Source organism: Okibacterium endophyticum (assembly GCF_054780075.1).
Map to the genome: position 1 here is coordinate 329,516 of NZ_BAAGXA010000007.1, position 19,425 is coordinate 348,940.

Annotated in this window: 16 protein-coding genes; 8 read left to right on the plus strand and 8 right to left on the minus strand. The window is 64.3% G+C overall.

The features are described 5' to 3' along the window. Window positions 1-12: 12 nt before the first annotated feature. On the minus strand, window positions 13-1,041 hold the full coding sequence (locus tag ACYVF5_RS11425) for an AraC family transcriptional regulator (RefSeq protein ID WP_460946413.1): 1,029 nt from the start codon (window positions 1,039-1,041) through the stop codon (window positions 13-15). A 232-nt stretch (window positions 1,042-1,273) separates the two neighbouring features. Between ACYVF5_RS11425 and ACYVF5_RS11430 the strand changes: the two genes are divergently transcribed. From ACYVF5_RS11430 to ACYVF5_RS11440, 3 genes are all read left to right on the plus strand, one after another. Beyond that, window positions 1,274-1,831: a hypothetical protein gene (locus tag ACYVF5_RS11430; protein WP_460946415.1), complete on the plus strand. Its 558-nt coding sequence runs from the start codon at window positions 1,274-1,276 to the stop codon at window positions 1,829-1,831. 2 nt (window positions 1,832-1,833) lie between these two features. Then, window positions 1,834-2,829: an alpha/beta hydrolase gene (locus tag ACYVF5_RS11435; protein WP_460946417.1), complete on the plus strand. Its 996-nt coding sequence runs from the start codon at window positions 1,834-1,836 to the stop codon at window positions 2,827-2,829. Window positions 2,830-2,895: 66 nt separating this feature from the next. Beyond that, window positions 2,896-3,750 carry an SDR family NAD(P)-dependent oxidoreductase gene (locus tag ACYVF5_RS11440; RefSeq protein WP_460946419.1) on the plus strand — a complete coding sequence of 285 codons (855 nt, stop codon included), beginning with the start codon at window positions 2,896-2,898 and terminating at the stop codon, window positions 3,748-3,750. A 311-nt stretch (window positions 3,751-4,061) separates the two neighbouring features. On the opposite strand, the gene ACYVF5_RS11445 is transcribed toward ACYVF5_RS11440, so the two are convergent. From ACYVF5_RS11445 to ACYVF5_RS11470, 6 genes are all read right to left on the minus strand, one after another. Then, a complete protein-coding gene (locus ACYVF5_RS11445; RefSeq protein ID WP_460946421.1) occupies window positions 4,062-5,093 on the minus strand; it encodes a substrate-binding domain-containing protein in 1,032 nt (343 codons plus the stop codon). A 95-nt stretch (window positions 5,094-5,188) separates the two neighbouring features. Next, window positions 5,189-6,277, minus strand: coding sequence for an ABC transporter permease (locus tag ACYVF5_RS11450; protein WP_460946423.1), 1,089 nt, complete (start codon window positions 6,275-6,277; stop codon window positions 5,189-5,191). After that, window positions 6,274-8,934 carry an ATP-binding cassette domain-containing protein gene (locus tag ACYVF5_RS11455; protein WP_460946425.1) on the minus strand — a complete coding sequence of 887 codons (2,661 nt, stop codon included), beginning with the start codon at window positions 8,932-8,934 and terminating at the stop codon, window positions 6,274-6,276. The genes ACYVF5_RS11450 and ACYVF5_RS11455 overlap by 4 nt, the downstream gene beginning before the upstream one ends. Next, window positions 8,931-9,950, minus strand: coding sequence for a zinc-dependent alcohol dehydrogenase family protein (locus ACYVF5_RS11460; RefSeq protein ID WP_460946427.1), 1,020 nt, complete (start codon window positions 9,948-9,950; stop codon window positions 8,931-8,933). Before ACYVF5_RS11460 ends, ACYVF5_RS11455 begins: the two co-directional genes overlap by 4 nt. Before the next feature lie 19 nt (window positions 9,951-9,969). Further along, the gene (locus ACYVF5_RS11465) at window positions 9,970-10,713 is read right to left on the minus strand and encodes an SDR family oxidoreductase (protein WP_460946429.1); all 744 of its coding nucleotides are present in this window, start codon (window positions 10,711-10,713) and stop codon (window positions 9,970-9,972) included. 84 nt (window positions 10,714-10,797) lie between these two features. Further along, window positions 10,798-11,514 carry a nucleoside/nucleotide kinase family protein gene (locus ACYVF5_RS11470; protein ID WP_460946431.1) on the minus strand — a complete coding sequence of 239 codons (717 nt, stop codon included), beginning with the start codon at window positions 11,512-11,514 and terminating at the stop codon, window positions 10,798-10,800. A 256-nt stretch (window positions 11,515-11,770) separates the two neighbouring features. Between ACYVF5_RS11470 and ACYVF5_RS11475 the strand changes: the two genes are divergently transcribed. Next, window positions 11,771-12,715 carry an AraC family transcriptional regulator gene (locus tag ACYVF5_RS11475; protein ID WP_460946433.1) on the plus strand — a complete coding sequence of 315 codons (945 nt, stop codon included), beginning with the start codon at window positions 11,771-11,773 and terminating at the stop codon, window positions 12,713-12,715. 129 nt (window positions 12,716-12,844) lie between these two features. Here the strand turns inward: ACYVF5_RS11475 and ACYVF5_RS11480 are convergent, their stop codons facing one another. Then, the gene (locus ACYVF5_RS11480) at window positions 12,845-13,477 is read right to left on the minus strand and encodes a TetR family transcriptional regulator (protein WP_460946435.1); all 633 of its coding nucleotides are present in this window, start codon (window positions 13,475-13,477) and stop codon (window positions 12,845-12,847) included. Window positions 13,478-13,560: 83 nt separating this feature from the next. Between ACYVF5_RS11480 and ACYVF5_RS11485 the strand changes: the two genes are divergently transcribed. From ACYVF5_RS11485 to ACYVF5_RS11500, 4 genes are read left to right on the plus strand one after another with little or no spacing between them, the layout of a single operon-like run. Then, window positions 13,561-14,991, plus strand: a complete 1,431-nt coding sequence (locus ACYVF5_RS11485) for a purine-cytosine permease family protein (RefSeq protein WP_460946437.1) — start codon at window positions 13,561-13,563, stop codon at window positions 14,989-14,991. After that, window positions 14,988-16,610, plus strand: a complete 1,623-nt coding sequence (locus tag ACYVF5_RS11490) for an amidohydrolase (RefSeq protein WP_460946439.1) — start codon at window positions 14,988-14,990, stop codon at window positions 16,608-16,610. Before ACYVF5_RS11485 ends, ACYVF5_RS11490 begins: the two co-directional genes overlap by 4 nt. After that, a complete protein-coding gene (locus ACYVF5_RS11495) occupies window positions 16,607-17,641 on the plus strand; it encodes an agmatine deiminase family protein (RefSeq protein WP_460946441.1) in 1,035 nt (344 codons plus the stop codon). The genes ACYVF5_RS11490 and ACYVF5_RS11495 overlap by 4 nt, the downstream gene beginning before the upstream one ends. Further along, complete coding sequence (locus tag ACYVF5_RS11500) at window positions 17,638-19,389, plus strand: amidase (protein ID WP_460946443.1); 1,752 nt, start codon at window positions 17,638-17,640, stop codon at window positions 19,387-19,389. Before ACYVF5_RS11495 ends, ACYVF5_RS11500 begins: the two co-directional genes overlap by 4 nt. The last annotated feature ends 36 nt before the right edge of the window (window positions 19,390-19,425 follow it).

The window sequence follows — 19,425 nt, forward strand, 5'->3', positions numbered from 1 at the left end:
ACAAATCCGACATCAGGTGATTCGGTGGCGATACTCCCCCGGTGAGACTCCGAATGAATCCTTGAAGGCGCGTGAGAAATGACTCCCGTCGGCGAATCCCCATCTGAACGCGATCTTGCTGATTGAGTCCTGCGAGTTGATGAGATCCATTCGTCCGTTGGCTAGCCTGCGCTGCCGTACAACCTCTGAATATGTCGTGCCCGCTGCGGCGAAGATGCGGTTCATGGTGCGTATGGAGATCGCGTGCGCCGCTGCGGCCGAACGAGCCGAGACATCGTGTCGCCCCAGGGACATGTTGATCCAAGCCTGAATTTCTCCCATGGAGGGCCCGAAGATCTCCTTCGTAGTCCCCATGGTTTCCAATGCGACACCCGCCATCAACTGAATAAGTGCTCCCCGCGTGGTGCTGAGGCTCTCCCCACGCAGCGTGTCGAACGAACCGACAAACGTGTCGAGATAGCCATTCAACAATCCCAGCGCGCCGGCACCCGCGGGAACCTTCCGCCCCGACTCGATCGCGCGCAAAGAAGGGTGCTCCGCATATGCACTCAAGGACATCATCACGGTACGTTTGCTGTAACGACCCGGCGCAGAGAACGCACCCTCTGGGCCGCTCCTCCAAAACACTGCGTCTCCTGCGTTCACCGGCACGCGTGCGCTTCCCGTATGGATAAACTCCAGCCCCTGGCGCACAATCAACAAGCCAAGACGTTCGGGGCCACCTCCTGAATCCAGCGACGAGAGCACGCGCCCACGATGCGCTCCAGATTCACAATCAACAACGGCGAGATCGTCAATCTCGTACCGGCTGATTCTCGCGTGGAAGCCGGTGTCCAGCGGAGCGACCTCCATGCCGATGTGGGTTCGAGTCAGAAGCTCATTCATTGCTTCCGTACGTGCCGACACCGAGCCCGGCCCCAACTCCAACCTCTCTGCAACCGCTTTGAGCATCTTTACTCCTTTGATCCTCTCGCTTACCGATCGAGCGGCACCGTGCCGTAAATCACGTTCGAAATTCTTGAACGTGTCGCGGGTGTACATACTGTAGTCGCGTAGAGCATGGATAGGCATGCCGCTGGACGTCTAACGTGAAATCACTGTCCAACACAACGCCGTGGAGCAAAAGAGCGATGAGGCTTGATAACAAGACCATCATTGTTACGTCCTCCGGGATCGGCCGGGAGAGCGCTCTGCGCATGGCCGCACAGGGGGCGAACCTCGTGATCGCCGATCTCGCCGAAGCTCGGGCAAAATTGAAGGGAAAGGTATACTCATGACCGCATTTCCAGACGCCGTTGCGCGCCGAAGCGTTGAGCAACTCGCGACCGCTAGCCGCGAAGAACTTGAAGCGTTGTTCCACGATCTCTCCGCGCCTAAACCGGACGAGTTCGACGGTGAGTTTATTGGTGCTCTGCCCAGCTATAGCAATGATGAATGGCGGGCAACGATGGAGTCGATGGGCCAGGACTTCTGGTTGGGCAAGTCGTATAGCCCTGTTGAATTCGATGGCCACGCGGGGCACGGCCTCAACCGTTTTAAGCGGCCAGATGGCACCGTTGTCCGAGACGGGCGCTTTGTGTGGGATATTGCACCATCGACGATCGATGGCCGACCGTCACTACTGATGGTTTACTCGCACTTCCCAAACTGGGGAGGTGACGTTGACCTGATCGACGAGGTGCGTTCGGTAGGCGACAACGTCTATCTGGGTATCTACCACACTGCGGAGCCCGTGCCTGGATTTACGCCACGGCAAGGAAATGGACGTTCGGGCATCGAATTCTTCATCCTCGAAGGCCCCATAGCGCCTTTCGTCCCGGTAGACGAGTAAGGATGGCCATCCGAGGTGATCTGCCGTGGGATCCGCAAATGATCGCGGTCTTGGAGCAGATGGACCGTTCGCTGTCCGATTCTTCCGCGCAAGGCCAAGATCAGGGTCTCACCGGCATGCGCTCCGTGTTTGATGACAGTCTTGCCTTCGCAAATGAGGGCGGACCGGAAATGGCGATGGTTACGCGCGTCTCGATTCCTGCAGGGGAAGGAGACGTGTCAGGGTCGATCTATCGCCCGGTAACGTGCCCCCAGCCTTCGCCTGTGACGATCTATTTGCATGGTGGGGGCTGGTGTGTCGGTTCGACGGTCACGCACGACCGACTGATCCGTGAATTGGCTCATGCTTCAGCTACGACAATTCTCAGTGTTGATTACGCTCTTGCTCCCGAAAAACCCTTCCCGGCTGCGCTTGATGATTGCCTAGCGGCAGCGTTCTGGCTTTGCGATCATGCCGAAAGTCTCGGGTTGGCCAGCGACAAATTCGGATTGGCCGGCGACTCGGCGGGTGCCAATCTCGCGTTGGGCATGGCTTTGTGCCTTCGCGACACAGGCGATATCGCCAAAGTCGGTGGAATCTTTGCAGCCTACCCGGTGTGTGATTTCCGCTTAGTTACCGCGAGCATGGTTGCCTTCGCTGAAGGATGCTCCCTCACACAGGGGCAGATGTCATATTTCTGGGAAAGCTATGCCCCTGGGCGCGCGTTGCGCCACCATCCTTACGCGGCGCCGCTGCGCGCGGATCTTCATGGGCTTCCTCCCGTACTGATTCAGCTCGCCGAATTTGATGTGCTTCACGACGAGGGGCAAGCTCTCGCCGATCGTATGGGACTCGCCGGGGTGAACGTAACCTGCGAAACCTACGGTGGCATGGCTCATGGTTTCCTCAATCACCCGGGCCAGGTCGAGGTGGCCGCCCAGGCGCTCAAAAAAGCCGGAAACTGGTTGGCAAACGTGATGCTGACGTACGTGCCGGCACCGAGCGTTCGAAATTCTTGAACGTGTCGCGGGTGTACATACGGCAGTCGCGTGGAGCACGGATAGGCACGCCACTCGACGTCTAACGTGAAATCACTGTCCAACACAAGGTCGTGGAGCAAAAGAGCAATGAGACTTGATAACAAGACCATCATCGTTACAGGTGGATCCTCCGGGATCGGCCGGGAGAGCGCCCTGCGCATGGCTGCACAGGGGGCGAACCTCGTGATCGCCGATCTCGCCGAAGCTCCGGCGAGTGGCGGGGTCACGGACGATGAAGTCTCGTCCACTACGCAATTGATCAACTCACAGGGCGGCAACGCGATTTTCGTCACGTGCGACGTGTCGCAGCGTACCGACACCGACACCGCCGTCGCGGCAGCCATCGAACACTTCGGCCGTTTGGACGTCATGTTCAGCAACGCCGGAATCGTGCGAGCGGGTCAATTGATTGAGGACCACACCGATCAGGACCTCGACGACGTATTCAACATCAACGTCAAGGGTGCGTACCACGCAGCACAGTCTTCGATTCTCGCCTTCAAAAATCAGGAGAAGAACGCCTCGGGGATCCGCGGCAACTTCATTGCGACGGTCTCGACCGCAGGTCTCGGCGCGCACCCCCGACAGTCCCCGTACAACATGTCCAAGGCGGCGCAGGCGAACCTCGTGCGATGCCTTGCCCTGGAGTACGGAGAGGTCGGAATCCGTGCGAACGGAATCTGCCCCACCTATGCCAAGACATCAGCTTCTCGTGTCGTGTTCCAGGACCCCGAGCTTGATCGGACAATCGCGGAGAGCATCCCGCTGAAGCGTTGGGCGAGCTCCACCGACGTCGCAAACGTTGCGGTCTTCTTGGCGAGCGATGAAGAGTCCGGGTTCATCACCGGAGACCTGATCAAGGTGGATGGCGGCGAAACTCTCTCTCGCTATAGCGTCTGACAGGCCTCGTCTCCGACCACGTGGAACGCAATCGTGACCGCGCCCTGAGCATGTTCACGAGCATCTTTCCGACATAGCGCCGCTCCATGCCGAACCCCGTCGCGGCCAGGGCGATCGGCATGGCCTGCGTGGCCGCGTCGCGGTGATGATGCTCCGGAGGACGGGCTACCGAACGCGCGCCGCTCCGCCGCCACGTGCACGAGCCATAGGGACGCGGGGCGACCTCGTGTCGCATCGCGCCGGTGATGGGCTGGATGTACGGATGGCGCCCTTCCGTGCTGTGCTGGAAGGACGCCATCGTCATGGTGCGTCTAGAACTTGAACTCTTCGACGTTCTCCGCTGTGACCAGCTTGGTGGGGCCGAGGATGACAACACCGTCGTCACCGACGGTGAATTCGCCGAGGTCGCCCGCATCGAAGGACTCACCGGTGGCGCCGGTGATCTCGCACTGGGCGAGTGCTTGTGCGGCGGCATAGGTCAGGTAACCGAGGTCGTGCACGTTCCACCACACATCCGTCGCCTGCCCTGACTCGATATAGCTCTTCATGATCGACGCCGGGGCCAAGCCGGTCATCTTGATATCCGTCTCGCCGGCGCTCTCGAGTGCACGAGCGGCCGCTGGGAAACCGAGTCCGCTGGGAACGATGATGCCCTTCAGGTCGGGGTAGGAGTTCACGAGGCCGAGTGCCTGCTGCTGGCTGGTGGTCTCGTTGGACTCTCCATAGACGGTCGTGACCAGTTCGATGCCCGAGTATTCGGGATCGTTGGCGATGGCGTCTTCGACGGCCTGAACCCACTGCACCTGGTTGGTCGCTGTCGCGTTGTCGATGAGAGCGGCGATCTGTCCCTCTCCCCCGATCTGCTCGCTGATCGTCTTCAACATGGTGGTTCCGACGTCACCGAGGTCGGCCTGGCTGACGAAGATCGTGCGGGCGTCGGTTGCGACGTCGGAGTCGTAGCTCATCACCCGGATTCCCGCCTGTTCGGCTCGCTTGAGAGCGGGCGCGACGGTGTCGGGGTTGTTGCCTGCGATGACGATGACGTCCACGTCCTGCGCGATCAGGTTGTTGATGAACTCGACCTGGGCGTCACCGGTGTCCTTCGAGGGCGCCGTGATGATCAGATCGCCTCCGAGGTCCGCCTTGGCGGCCTCGGCCCCGTTCTTGGTCTCACCCCAGTAAGGATCGGTGTCTAGCTTGTTGACGAAACCGACCTTGGCTGGTGCGTCCAGGCAGGCCGCTGCTGCGCCGCCATCGCTGCTGTCGCCCGCGCAGGCGGTGAATGCCAGGAGGGCAACCGCTGCGACGGATGCGCCGATCAGTCCTTTGGTGACATGCTTCATTGACAACTCCTTTGTTCTCAGTAGGCGCGGATGCGCCGTTGGTGAGCGCTTTCGCGCTGTATGGGATGGTGCGGGATGCGCTGTACGGCGCACATTCATCGGGTCGTTACCGCCGTCTCCTTCCCCGGTTCGGCGGTGACGGGTTCTGCGACGAACAGGCTTTGCAGTCTGCTCCGACGCCGCCGGGAGAACGTAGCCCCGACGGTGTTCGTGAGCAGGAGTGAGCCGATCAGGATGAGCCCGACCACCGTTCCCTGCACGTCGCCTCCCACTTGATTGAGGCCGAGGACGTTGCGAACGATCGAGACCAGCGCGAGTGCCCAGATGATCCCGGCGACGTTGCCTTTGCCACCCAGCATGCTGACGCCGCCGAGGAAGACGATAGTGATGACATCCAGCTCAAGCCCGAAAGCATTGTCGGCTCGGGAACTCGCCAGACGAGCGGTGTAGACGATGCCGCCGATGGAGCAGACCAGGCCGGTGGTGATGAAGAGCCACATCGTCAGTCGTCGTGTTCTGACGCCGGAGTACTTCGCGGCGTCGGGATTGCCACCGAGGGCGAGAATGCGGCGTCCGGTTCCGGACTTGTGCAGAACGATCGCGTAGACGATGGCGAGCACGATGAACGGGAGGATGACGTAGGGAATCCTTGTGCCCGGAATGTTGAGGAACCCGAAATTGGTCAGCGCTTCGGGGAAGGTGTTGATCGACTGGCTTCCGAGAATGATGTAGCACAGTCCGCGGAAGAGGGCGAGCGATCCGAGCGTGACGATGATCGCAGGCAGTCTCAGAAAAGATACGAAGAATCCGTTGAACGCCCCGGCTGCGGCCCCCACCGCCATTGTGACCACAAGCGCCACCGGCAGGGGGACTCCCGCTTGGAGTGTGACGCCGAGAGTGACGCTGCACAGCCCCATGATCGACGCAACTGACAGATCGATCTCGCGGATGATGATGATCAGTGCCAGCGGCAGGATGATCAGTGCCCGGTCAGAGACGCCGGCGACGAGCTGGGTCAGATTGTTCGGCGAGACGAATGGCGGTGTCAGGACAGCGGCGATCGCAGCGATGGCCATCGTGGCGTAGGCAAGCAGATAGTGCCACTGTGTCAGTCGCACGCTCCAGGGCATGGTGACCTTCTCTCGGGCGTCCACGGGTGCCGAGCCGACGGCGGTGGCCATCATGCTGCTCTCCTCTGACGATGGTTCTGTGTTCGCGAAAGTGCCCAGTTGAGAACAACGGCTCCGATGATGACGACGCCGTATGCGGCTTGCAGCCAGAGCGGATCGACTTTGGTGAGGCTGAGTCCGTTGCGGATGAGCAGCAGGACGATGGTGCCCAGGGAGATTCCCATCACCGTGCCCACTCCCCCGGTGATCGCTACTCCTCCGACGATGACAGAGGCGATGACGCTCAGCTCTATGCCTGTCGCGACGCGCGAATCAACAGTGGCGAAATGAGACGCCCAGAGTGCTCCGCAGAAGCCTGAGAGGCCGCCGCAGATCACGTAGGCGGACAAGATCCGCTGCTTGACCCGAACCCCGATCAGCCCCGCGCTCTCATCATTCGAACCGACCAGGAAGAACTCGCGCCCGAACGATGTTCGCTTCAGCATCTGAGCGACGACGATCAGCAGGATGACCACAATGATGACGAGAACGGGAATCGGCCCGATCTTCGCGGCCGCGAAGTCCAGCCATGCCTGGGGGACGTCGCTGGCACTGACCTGTCGGCTCTGAGCGATCAGGCTGGTAATCCCGCGGAACACAGCAAGCGTACCGAGGGTCGCCACGATGGACGGCACCTTCCCATACGCAATGACCAGTCCGTTGAAAGCGCCGCATGCCAACCCGATCAGCACCGCAAGAGCGACGGCGACGGCGACTGGCAAGCCGGGGACGTCGCGCATGACCATCGCGGAGACGTAGGCCGTCAAACCGACTGTGGAGGACACGGAGACGTCGATGTTGCCGGTGAGCATGACCAAGAGCTGGCCTGCGGCGACGAAGAGCAGCAGCGACGCATCCACAGCCACGGAGGTGAGGTTTCCGGAGTCGAGGAACTGTGGGTTGATGATCGCGACCGGGATTGCTATCGCAAAAATGACCCCGAGCAGTCCCAGTTCTCGCGCGACTCCCAGTCTGCGGAGCGCTGGTCTCAGGCCGCCGCGCGTCTCGGGAGCGCCCCTCTTGACCACCGGCGTTGTCCGGGACACGGTCGTGACAGGCGTTGAGCCGGCGGCCGAGTCGACTGCTCGCGCCTCGGCGGCCGCCGGGCCGGGAGCGCCGGTTCCGGCCTTCACCGCTTCTGCCTCGAGGGACGCCCCCGTTGCAGCAGCGCCCACGATCTCGGGCGTCACATCCGCGCGGTCGATGACGGCTGCTTGGTTGCCTTCTCGCAGCACGAGCACACGATCGGACATCGCGATCAGCTCGGGAAGGTCCGACGAGATGAGGACGATGGCCATTCCCGCGGCAGCGAACGAGGCGATCAGGCGGTGCACTTCGGCTTTGGCCTGCACATCGATGCCTTGTGTCGGCTCGTCGAGGATGAGCACACGCGGATTCGTCCCCATCCACTTGGCGAGAACAACCTTCTGCTGGTTCCCCCCTGAGAGGGTGGACACCGGCTGGTCGTAGCTGGCGAAGCGCAGGCGCATCTGCTCGAGCGGCCTACGCACAACGTCGAGTTCCCGGCGTTTGCTGGTCAGACCGAATCGGGTCGTCTGCTTCAGAATCGGCAGAGACGCATTGTCGAGAATCGAAAAGTCCATCACCAGGCTCTGCCCGCGTCTGTCTTCCGACACATAGGCGATCCCGTGCCGGAGAGCATCCTGTGGGGACGAGATCGTGCTGATCTTGCCATCGATGCGGATCGTGCCGGAGTCGGGGCGGCTGATCCCGAACAGGGTTCGGGCCACCTCGGTTCTTCCGGCTCCTACCAGCCCCCCGAAGCCGAGGATCTCGCCGGCTCGAAGCTCGAATGATATGTCGTTGTACTCACCGACACGGGTGAGCGCTTCGACGGAAAGCACTGTTCTTCCGATCTCGGACTGTTTCTCGGGATAGAGCTGGTTCACCTCGCGCCCGACCATCATCTGCACCGTCTGCGCCGGAGAGAGCTCTGACGCCAACTTGGTGTCTACGAGCGCGCCGTCCCGCAGCACCGTGATGCGATCGGCGATCGCAAAAACCTCCTCAAGCCGATGACCGACGAACATCATGGTCACCCCGCGAGCGCGAAGGGTGTCGACGACAGTGAACAGCAACTCGACCTCATGATTGGACAGGGCAGCTGTCGGCTCGTCCATGATCAGCACCCGGGCATCCGCGGCGAGGGCTCGAGCGATCTCGAGAAGCTGCTGCTCGCCGGTGCGGAGCGTGCCAGCGCGCGTGTTCGGGTCGATGTCAAGCCCAAGCACTTCGAGCAGCTGACGTGCCTGGTGCAGCATGGACTGAAGGTGCAGGACTCCGACAGGGCCGTGCTCCATCTGTCCGGCGAAGATGTTCTCGGCCACCGACAGGTCAGGGAAGATCGCGGGATGCTGATGGACGATGGCGATGCCTGCACGATGCGCGTCGAGGGGCGAGTGAAATTGCACGTCCTCACCGTCGATGACCAGAGATCCGGTGTCAGGGGTATAGACCCCGGCGAACATCTTCACGCAGGTGCTCTTGCCTGCGCCGTTCTCGCCGAGAAGCGCCAGCACCTCCCCCGCCCGGAGCGAGACCGTGAGGTCACGGACGGCGCGCGTGGAGTCGAAGGATTTGCTCACATCACGCAGCTCGGCGACGATGGTGTCTGCTGCCGCCTCCGTGTCTGGTCCAGTCACAGCCGTCATGGCACGAGCACCGTCTTCACAGCTGCGCGATTGTGTGCGACCGCGTCGATCGCCTCTGCGTACGTCTCCAGACCGAATCGGTGAGTGATCAGGCCGTCTGTGCGAATACGACCGCTGCGCATCATCCGAAGTGCTCGCTCGAACGTGTACGCCTGCGAGAACGTGCCTTTGATGGCCAGCTGCCTGCGGAAGATCTCGTTCGGTTCGATCTCGATCTTCGCGCCTTCCGGGGCCATGCCGTAGACCAGTGCGGTTCCTCCGTCGCGAAGCAGCGACAGGACATTCTGCAGCACGGTGATCGCGCCCGATGCGTCCACAACGACATCGAACCCGGAGGGAGCGAGTCGGCACAGCTCGCTGATCGTCTTGCCCGCATCGTGACGGTCAACGAGCACGACCTCGTCCGCCGCATAACTGCGCGCCAGGTCGAGCTTGTTCTGGGTGGGCGCGGCCACCACGAGCCGGCCGGCTCCGCCGTGGCGAAGCAGCTGTGCCAGAAGAAGCCCGGAGGGGCCCGCTCCGAAAAGAAGCACATCTGAACCGGGCTTGAGCGCGAGGACGTCCATGGCGTGCAGAGAGCAGGCGAGCGGCTCTGCGAAGACGGCGATGTCATCCGGGATGCCCTCGACGCTGTGGCAGCGAGCCGCCACGGCGATGACGAAGTCGGCGAATCCGCCGGCCTCGGTGACACCCACAGCTCTGATGTCCGTGCAGTAGTTCGGAAGCTGTCGCTGACAGTTCCCGCACACTCCGCAGGCGACCATCGTGTCGTACACAACGCGCTCACCGATCGCCAGTCCGGTCACAGCGGGGCCCATCCGCTCGACGGTGCCGAGAATCTCGTGTCCGGCGACAAGCGGGTAGGTGGGGCCGAAGTTGCCGTGGTGGATGTGGACGTCGGTGCCGCAGATGCCCGTCATGGTGACGCGCACCAGAACCTCGCCGGGCCCCGGCTCCGGGGTGGGGGTGGTCAGGAGCTCATAGCTCTCAGGCTTGTCGTAAGTGATCGCACGCATTGTCGTCTCCGTCTTCATGTCAGCCATTCGCCTCTGCGAGACTCCATATCGTCCACAGGGCTGTGCGCATCCTTCGCGGTTGCCGAAGGCTGGTCACGATGCAGTAGGCGACATCAGAGGGGCGAATGAACTCGCCCTCCTCAGGGGGTTTGTCTCCGAAGCGACCCGTCGCTGCCGCGAAACCCGTGTTCACTGCCGCGGGGGCGACCACGGCGACCCGGATGCCCTCGTGGCGGACCTCACGGTCGAGGGAGGTACCGAACTGGATCTGCGCAGCTTTCGTGGCCGCGTAGACGGATTCGTTGCCTCCACCGGCTCCCAGGCCCGCAACGGATCCGACGACGACGACGTCACCGCCGCCGCCTCTTTCGCGGTAGTGCTTGACGGCTTCGCGAGCCAGCCAGACGGTGCCGAGGAAATTCGTCGACACCATGCGCTGAATACGATCCTCGTTATAGTCGAGCACACTCCCGAAGTAGCCGACACCGGCATTGGCGATCACGCTGTCGACACGACCCCAAGCCTCCACCCCGGCAGAGATGAGGGCCTCCGCTGTCTCTGGCTTGCCGACGTCGCCGCCCACAACGACGACACGGTCACCGTACTCATCGGCGAGTTCGCTGAGCCGATCCGGGTACAGCTCGCCCGCGACCACGCGTGCACCCGCGCTGAGGAGCTGGCGCGCCGTGACGGCTCCAATTCCGGAGCCCGCACCGGTGACGACGATCACTGCATCGTGAAGATCTCTGAGTTCGGCGTCCACGTGTTTTCCTTTCGTCGCCTGGCAGCATCAGCTCTGCCCAGGCGTGTTCTTCTGGTTCATCTCGCGAATCTCATCGCGGGAAGGTCAAGACCCCGCTCGAGAGCCGGAGAGAGTGCCGCTGGCGATGTCGAGAGTGAGATCGGCGCGATGCGCGTTCTGTGTGATCACCTGTGAATTTCGTTCGTCCGAGCCCGTTGCCCATGCACGTGCCTCCGGCTCCGATTTGCCGTTGCGCCGATGCCGGGCGATCAGATCGGCGATACGATCCTCGTTCGCCCGCTGGATGAACCACACCTCGTCGAGCAGTTCCCTGACGGGGCTCCACACTCCATCTCCCAGCAGGTAATTGCCTTCCACGACCACCAGAAGCGTGTCACGCCGAATCGCCGTGGCGGCGTTGACAGGGTCCTCGATCCGACGGTCGAACGTGGGCGCATAGACAGCGCCCTCGACCCGCAACCGGATCCTCGTGAGCAGGTGAACAAACCCCTCGGCGTCGAAGGTGTCTGGCGCGCCACGGCGCGCCGCACGTTCAGTACCTGCGATAGCAGATGCCGCATAGTGGAACCCATCCATCGCGACGATCACACACGCGTCGCCGAAGGTGTCGAGAATACGTTCGGACACCGTCGACTTCCCCACACCAGGAGCGCCGACCAGGCCGAGGACGAATCGTCGGTCGCGCCTCTCAGCGTCTTCGAGGACACCGCGCAGACGATCGATCGCGGCAGTCGACCAGTCGGTCTCTGCCCGAGGGACCGCGGGAACACGTGCGACCGCTTTCGCGCCTGGCCCGCTCAACGGCGATCACCACCCACGCTTCGAGAGAGCATCTCGCCGACTGCGTGCATTCTCACTCCTTCGTGGGACACCCTGGGTGGACATCTCTCCAGCCTCGTCGGGCGAGAGTCCAGACGGTTCGATTCGCGACCGCTGACATGAGAATACGAGCGATGCAGTATCGCTCACCAGTACGCTTGGTGACTGGTTATGGTACTCATTTGCAGGGTTTCGAGAGCTTCTGACCCAGGGTGGGCATTTGAGTACTATTCGAGGTATGACGAAGACCACCGAGGCACGTGGAGTGGAACGCACGTGGCTGCAAGTCGCGAACCGAGAGGTCATCACACCGGATGAAGGGTCCGGCTTCCGCTGGGCTCAGCACGGCTACCCCGAACCAGGCGTCGCCAGATGGAATTACCATCCGGAGTACGAGCTTCACGCCATCCGTCAATCGGAAGGGCGCTGGGTGATAGGCGACAAGGTGGGGGCGTTCGCACCGGGACACGTCGCCCTCGTCGGGCCCAACCTTCCACACGACTGGGTAAGCCTCATCGAACCGGGCGACTACATCGAACGCCGAGACACGCTGATCCAGTTCTCACACGAATGGTTCTCGAGCTGCTCCGCACTCATGCCGGAGCTCAACGCGGCGAAGCCCAGACTCGAGCAGTCGCGCAGTGGACTCGTCTTTCACGCGAGTACCGCCGCTCGGCTGTCCCAGACTCTCGACCAGGTGGGGAGCAACGACCCTCTCGCGCGTCTGTCTGCGCTCGTGAGGGTATTCCACATCATCGCCGACGCCCCTCAACACGAGATCGTTCACCTCGAAGCCAGGTACTCGCGACCCGCTGGAGCGAAGCGGCGTTCGATATCGACGGTCGACGTGGGTCTCGATTACATCTTGAAGAACATCAACGGACCAGTGACACTCGAAGCGGCCGCGCAGCTCGCGAACATGTCGGAATCGGCGTTCTCGCGGTACTTCAAGCGCGCGAGCGGCCTGACATTCACCGAGATGACGATCAAGCTGCGCGTATCCCATGCGTGCCGGCTCCTCGACCTCAGCGATGAGTCGATCATGAGCATCGCGGGTCAGGTGGGTTACACGAATCAGTCGAACTTCAACCGCCAGTTCCGCCGCATCACAGGCATGTCTCCTCGCGCGTACCGCGCGGAGGTGCGCGAGCGTTCTCTCGGAGGAGAGGGGTACCACTACTAGATATGCCCTGGGCGACCGGCGGAAAGGCGCATGGGCGGAGACCTCCGCGCTGTGAGCCGCCTCACGGGCTGGAACTCCGGTATCCGCGAGAACCCGACGCTGGCACCGTGAGCCCGTCGCGCAGTCCGCTCACCTCCGGTCGATCACATCCCGCAGCCTTCCCGGCTCGAGCCCGAGTGCCCACTCGGCGATGTCGGCGAGAAAGTGTTTGTGTGCCGGATGTTCGTGATCGGCCGTGCTGTTCACATAGGAACCGACGCCGTCGACGGCGATGAAGATCCGGGTGCAGGCCGTCTCGGCATCGACGTCGACGAAATCACCCGAGGCGATGCCGTCGTCGATCAGGGTGGTCATACGTGCGCGGTCGAGGGCGTCCTGCTCCTCGAGGACAGCGCGAAGGGATGGGCTGAATCGGGAGAGATGGCGCGCGTTCAGCCACAACTGGGCGAGCGACGAGGAAGCACCGCTCTCGATGTGGCGCACGAAGTGCGCCACGCGTGCGACCGGATCCCCGCCCGCCGGGAAGAACTGCTCGCGTTCGAGCACGGCGGCACGCGCGAAGGCGTTTATGACCAGATCTTCGGCAGCGGGAAAGTAGTGCGTGATGAGGCCGGGACGCACCGCGAGGCGCTCGGCGACGGTGCGCAATGTGATCCGCTCGAGGCCCTCCTCGAGGGCGATGGCTGCGGCGTGCGAGAGGATTTCCTCCCGTCGCTCCTCTGGACGCTTGCGCGACCGAGCGGAATTGGCACTTGACGTCATAGCGCCAATGCTATTGAATGTGTGACCAATAGTCTATTGGGCGCGTGACCAATAGCGATGACGCTCGGTCCGAGAGGAATCCCATGACCAACATCACGGCCCACGACACGACATTCGCCGACGCCGCCTCCCGCCCCGAGACGCGAGGCATCGAATTGATCGACGACGCTGAGCGACACGGCCGGGCGCGCTCCCTCTTCTTCGTCTGGGCGGCTCCGAACGTCAGCATCCTGAACCTCACCATCGGCGCGACGCTGATCCTATTGGGGCTCCAGGTGTGGCAGGCGATTGCCGTGATCGTGGCCGCCTCGCTGCTGTGGATCCTTCCGGGTGTCATCGCTGCGAGCGGCCCGGCGGCGGGAACCTCCGGCTCGGTCGTGACGCGCGCCATGTACGGTGTCTTCGGCAACAGGTTCTTCGTCGCCTTCGTCGGCTGGTTCATCGGCGCCGTGTTCTTGTCGTTGACCTGGCTCGCCTCATCGTTTATGGGTGCAGATCTGCTGCGACGGGTGGGGCTCGACGACCCCGTGTGGGTGCCCATCGGCGTGACCCTCGTCGTCTCGGCGGTCACCATTCTCGTCGCAATCTACGGCCACGGACTGATTCTGCGAATCTACCCGGCCATGGCCACGGCGTTGTTCGTCATCTTCCTCGTCGTGGCCGCGTTCATCCTGCCGACAGTCGATTGGCAGTACTCGGCACCGGAGCCGCTGAGCGGTGTGGCCCTGTGGTCGTCGATGTCGATCGGATTCACGATCCTCGCTTCGACGCCGCTGTCGTTCATCAACAGCCCCGACATCGCCCGCTACCTGCCCCGTTCCACGAAGCCGACGCGCATCGCTGCCGCAACCGCGCTCGGCGGCGCCGTGCCGTTCATCGTGTTCACAACGGTCGGCGCGCTGCTGGCGACGGGCCTCAGCCCCGCGGCGTTCGACGCCGGGCTCGACGTGGCCCTGCTCGACCTGCTGCCGGCATGGGTCGGCCCACTTCTTGTGGTCGGCGTCGTCATCAACACGATCGCGCTCAACGCCATGACCGCCTACACCTCCAGCATGGCCCTGCAGTCCATCGGGTTCCGGATGCGCCGCATCGTCGCAACGATCATCGTCGGAGTGGTGGGCACCGCGCTCACGATCTACCTCGTGCTGTCTTCGAGTCTGCTGCAAGCCGCGAATCTTATGCTGCAGTTCCTCGTCATCGTCTCAGGCCCGGCCATGGCCATTTTCGTTGTCGATCTCATCCTTCGCCGCAACGCGTACGACGGGGTCGAGCTGTTCGACACCCGTCCGGGCGGCCGGTACTGGTACACCGGCGGATGGAGCATCCCCGGCATCGCGGCACTTCTGCTCGGCGGTCTCGCAACCGCGCTGTGCCTGGCGACGGACGTGTGGTCAGGGCCGATCGCGCAGACGACGGGTTCCATCGACCTCTCCGTGCCGGCAGGGATGCTGGTGGCCGGCCTTCTGTATGCCGGCCTGCAGCGGACGCCGCTCGGAAAGAAGGGCCGGCCGTGACCTCCCTCTACGTCAACTGCCGCGTCTTCACCGCCGATCCCGATCCCGCGAAGGCCTGGGCCGAGGCCTTCGCCCTCGACGGCGACACCATCTCGTACGTCGGCGACAGTGACAATGCGCCGGCCGCCGACACAACCGTCGACCTCGAGCGCCGGCTCGTGCTGCCCGGATTCACCGATGCCCACACCCACTTGCTGATGATGGGAGCCGCACTCGGGCAGGTGCACCTCACCGATGCCCGGACGCTCGACGAGATCCAGAGCGCCCTGCGCGACGCCCGTGCCGAGAATCCGGATGCGAAGGTGCTCCGCGGCCGCGGATGGCTCTTCGACTCTGTCGCCGGTGGCGCACCGACCGCGGCGATGATCGACGCGGCAGTTGCAGACATACCCGTCTACCTCGACGCGAACGACTACCACTCCTGCTGGGTCAACACCGCGGCCCTGGCCGAGCTCGGAATCACCCGTGAGACCCCGGACCCGCCGGGCGGAGAAATCGCTCGTGACGCCGACGGCGACCCGACCGGGCTGCTGTACGAAACGGCGGCGACGCAGTACGCGTGGGCGCATCGCGATGCGACGACGACCGACACGGACCGCGACCACGACGTGGAGCGGGTCATCGACGCCTATCTCGCCGCCGGAGTCACGGGCGTCGTCGACATGGCCTTCGACGAGTTCGGGCTCGCCGCGTTCCGACGCGCGCAGAGACGTCATGGCGGCGAGCTGCCCATCCGCATCGCAGCGCACTGGATCGTCAACAACACCGGCGACCAGGCGGCGAACCTCGCGCAAGTGGCGCGCGCGGCCGAACTCGCCAACGATCCCTCGCCGCCGTGGCTTCGGATCGTCGGCATCAAGCTCATCCTCGACGGGGTGATCGACGCGTGCACTGCAGCGATGCGGCGCCCGTATGCCAACGGCTCGAACGCCGACCCCATCTGGCCGCTCGAGCAGCTGAAGCCGGTCGTCGCGGCCGCTGATGCGGCGGGCCTGCAGGTCGCCCAGCATGCGATCGGTGACTATGCGAGCGACATCGCCCTCGACGCGATCGAGCACGCGATCACCCGGAACGGCGACCGCGCTCGGCGGCACCGCATCGAGCACCTCGAGTACGCCGCGCCGGGAACTGCCGAACGCATGGCCCGGCTCGGGGTGACGGCATCAATGCAGCCGGTGCACGCCGACCCGGCGATCTTCGCCAACTGGGCTCTGCAACTCGGGGACGAGCGGGTCGACCGGGCGTTCCCGTGGCCGGAGTACGAGGATGCCGGGGCGCTGTTGTCGTTCTCGACGGACGCGCCGACCGCGCCGCACGATCCGCTGGCGAACATGTACGTCGCGACGACGCGCGCGTCGGCCCTCGACCGTTCGGCGCCTGCCGTGCATCCGAACCATGCGCTGCCGCTCGAGCGCGCTATCGGGCATGCGACGCGTGACGCCGCCGCTTCGGTCGGCGACGGCGACTGGCGCGGACGCATCGCGCCGGGCTTCGCCGCCGACGTCATTGTGCTCGACGTCGACCCTTTCGTCGAGGGGGCGGCGTCATTGCTCGAGGCGCGCGTCGTCACGACGATCGTCGCCGGGCGATCACGCTACACCGCAAAGGAAGAACGATGAGTTGGAGTATGCCGTCAGAGACGGCGCCACACGAGCGAACGTGGATGGCGTTCCCACGCGAAGGCATCACCCTCGGCGGCACCGATGCCGAACGAGAGGCCGGCTACGCTGCATGGACGGCGGTCGCGCACGCCGTGGCCGAGTTCGAGCCGGTCATGATGGTCGTCGACCCGAGCGAGGCCGCCCGCGCGCGTCGAATGCTGTCGGGCGCGATCGAGCTGTTCGAGGCGCCGGTCGACGAGTTCTGGATGCGGGACGTCGGTCCGACCTTCGTCGTCGACACTGACCGTCCCGGGGTGCTCGGCGCTGTCGACTGGACGTTCAACGGCTGGGGCGACCACGAGTGGGCCGAGTGGCGGCTGTCGGCCGGGCTCGCCCGCGAGGTGGCCGAGGCCAGCGGCGCCGAGGTGATCAGCTCGCTGCTCGTGAACGAGGGTGGTGGCATTCACGTCGACGGCGAGGGCACAGTGCTTCTCACCGAGACGGTGCAGCTCGACCCGCGTCGCAACCCCTATGCAGACCGAGCGCGCGTCGAGGCGGAGCTTCAGCGCACCATCGGCGCCACGCACGCCGTGTGGCTGCCGCGCGGCCTCACGCGTGACTACGGCGAGTTCGGCACGAGCGGTCATGTCGACATCGTGGCCGCCCTCCCCTCACCCGGCACGCTGCTGCTGCACGACCAGCAGGATCCCCGGCACCCCGATCACGCGGTGTCACGCGAGCTGCGCGTCTTCCTCACGCAGGAAACGGACGCCGAAGGCCGCCCGTTCACGATCGTCGGCCTGCCTGCGCCCGCAACGCTGCGCGACGACGAGGGCTGGGTCGACTGGAGCTACGTCAATCACCTCGTCGTCAACGGCGGAGTGATCGCCTGCGGCTTCGCCGAGCCCGATGCCGACGGACGCGCGCGCGCAATCCTCGCGGACGTATATCCCGGCCGGTCGGTCGTCACAGTGGATGCTCGCGAGCTCTTCGCCCGCGGCGGCGGGATCCACTGCATCACCCAGCAACAGCCGAAGGTCGCTCCATGATCGACGTCCACGAGGCGTCCATCGCCGACCTGCATCGTGCCCTCGCCGACGGAACCACCACCGCCGTTGACCTCGTCCGGGCGCATCTCGCCCGGATGGACGCCTACGACGCCCCCGACACACCGACGGCGCTGAACTCCGTTGTGGTGCGCAATCCCGACGTGCTCACCGAGGCCGCGGCATCCGACGCACGCCGCGCAGCCGGAGAAACGCTCGGCCCGCTCGACGGCATCCCGTACACCGCGAAAGACAGCTATCTCGTGCGCGGGCTCACCGCAGCGGCGGGCAGTCCCGCCTTCGCCGGCCTCGTCGCGCAGCGCGACGCGTTCACGATCGCGCGGCTGCGGGCGGGTGGAGCGATCTGCCTGGGTCTGACCAATATGCCGCCGATGGCGAACGGAGGCATGCAGCGCGGACTGTACGGACGGGCCGAGAGCCCGTACAACGCCGATTACCTGACGTCGGCGTTCGGCTCCGGCTCGTCGAACGGTTCGGGAACCGCGACGGCTGCGAGCTTCGCCGTGTTCGGGCTGGGCGAAGAGACATGGTCGAGCGGCCGCGCGCCGGCATCGTGCAACGGGTTGTGCGCGTACACCCCCTCACGCGGCGTGATCTCGGTGCGCGGCAACTGGCCGCTCACACCCACGATGGACGTTGTGGTGCCGCATACCCGCTCGATGACCGACATGCTCACGGTGCTCGACGTCATTGTCGCCGACGACCCCGAGACCCGCGGCGACTTCTGGCGTATGCAGCCGTGGGTTCCGCTCCCGCCCGCGTCAGAGGTTCGGCCGGAGTCGTACCTCGCTCTCGCGGCGGGCGATCCCGTGACCGCGCGTGACCGCTTTGACGGCAAGCGCCTGGGCGTTCCGCGTATGTACGTCAATGCGGACGATGCGGCAGGCACGGCCGAGAACCCCGGCATCGGCGGAGCGACCGGCCGGCGCATCGTCGTGCGGGACTCCGTGATGGCGTTGTGGAAAGCGGCGCGCGCCGACCTCGAGGCCGCCGGCGCGACGGTCATCGAGGTCGATTTCCCGCTCGTGTCGAACTATGAGGGCGATCGGCCGGATGCGCCGACGATCGCGACCCGCGGTCTGGTGTCGCCGAGCTTTCTGCGTCGCGAGATCGTCGATCTGTCGGCATGGGCGTGGGACGATTTTCTCCGAGCCAACGGCGACCCGCTGTTGAACAGTCTGGCCGAGGTCGACGGCACACAGATCTTTCCGCATCCGCCGGGAGCCCTTCCCGACCGCTACACCGGCTTCGACGACGACATCGCGAGCTATCCGCAGCATGTGCGCGAGCATCCCGTCGGGGCGATGACCGAGATCCCTCACCTCGAGAAGGGCGTGCGCGGTCTCGAGCAGACACGTCGTGTCGACCTTGAGCACTGGATGGACGAGCGGGGGCTGGACGCCGTCGTCTTTCCGGCGATGGCGGATGTCGGTCCCGCCGACGCCGACAAGAACCTGGCGTCCGCCGACCTCGCGTGGCGCAATGGCGTGTGGGTCGCGAACGGCAACCTCGCGATACGCCACTTCGGCGTGCCGACGGTGACGGTGCCGTTGGGCACGATGGCAGATATCGGGATGCCGGTCGGCCTGACGTTCGCGGGCCGGGCCTACGACGACACGGCTCTGCTCGCGCTGGCGGCTGCCTTCGAGAAGACGGGTCGTCGGCGCACTCCCCCGCCTCGGACTCCATCGCTGGACGACGAGTCAGGGGTTCGGGCACCCTCGATGTGACCCGGGCGTGCCGGGAGCCGCGTCGGGCATGCGCCG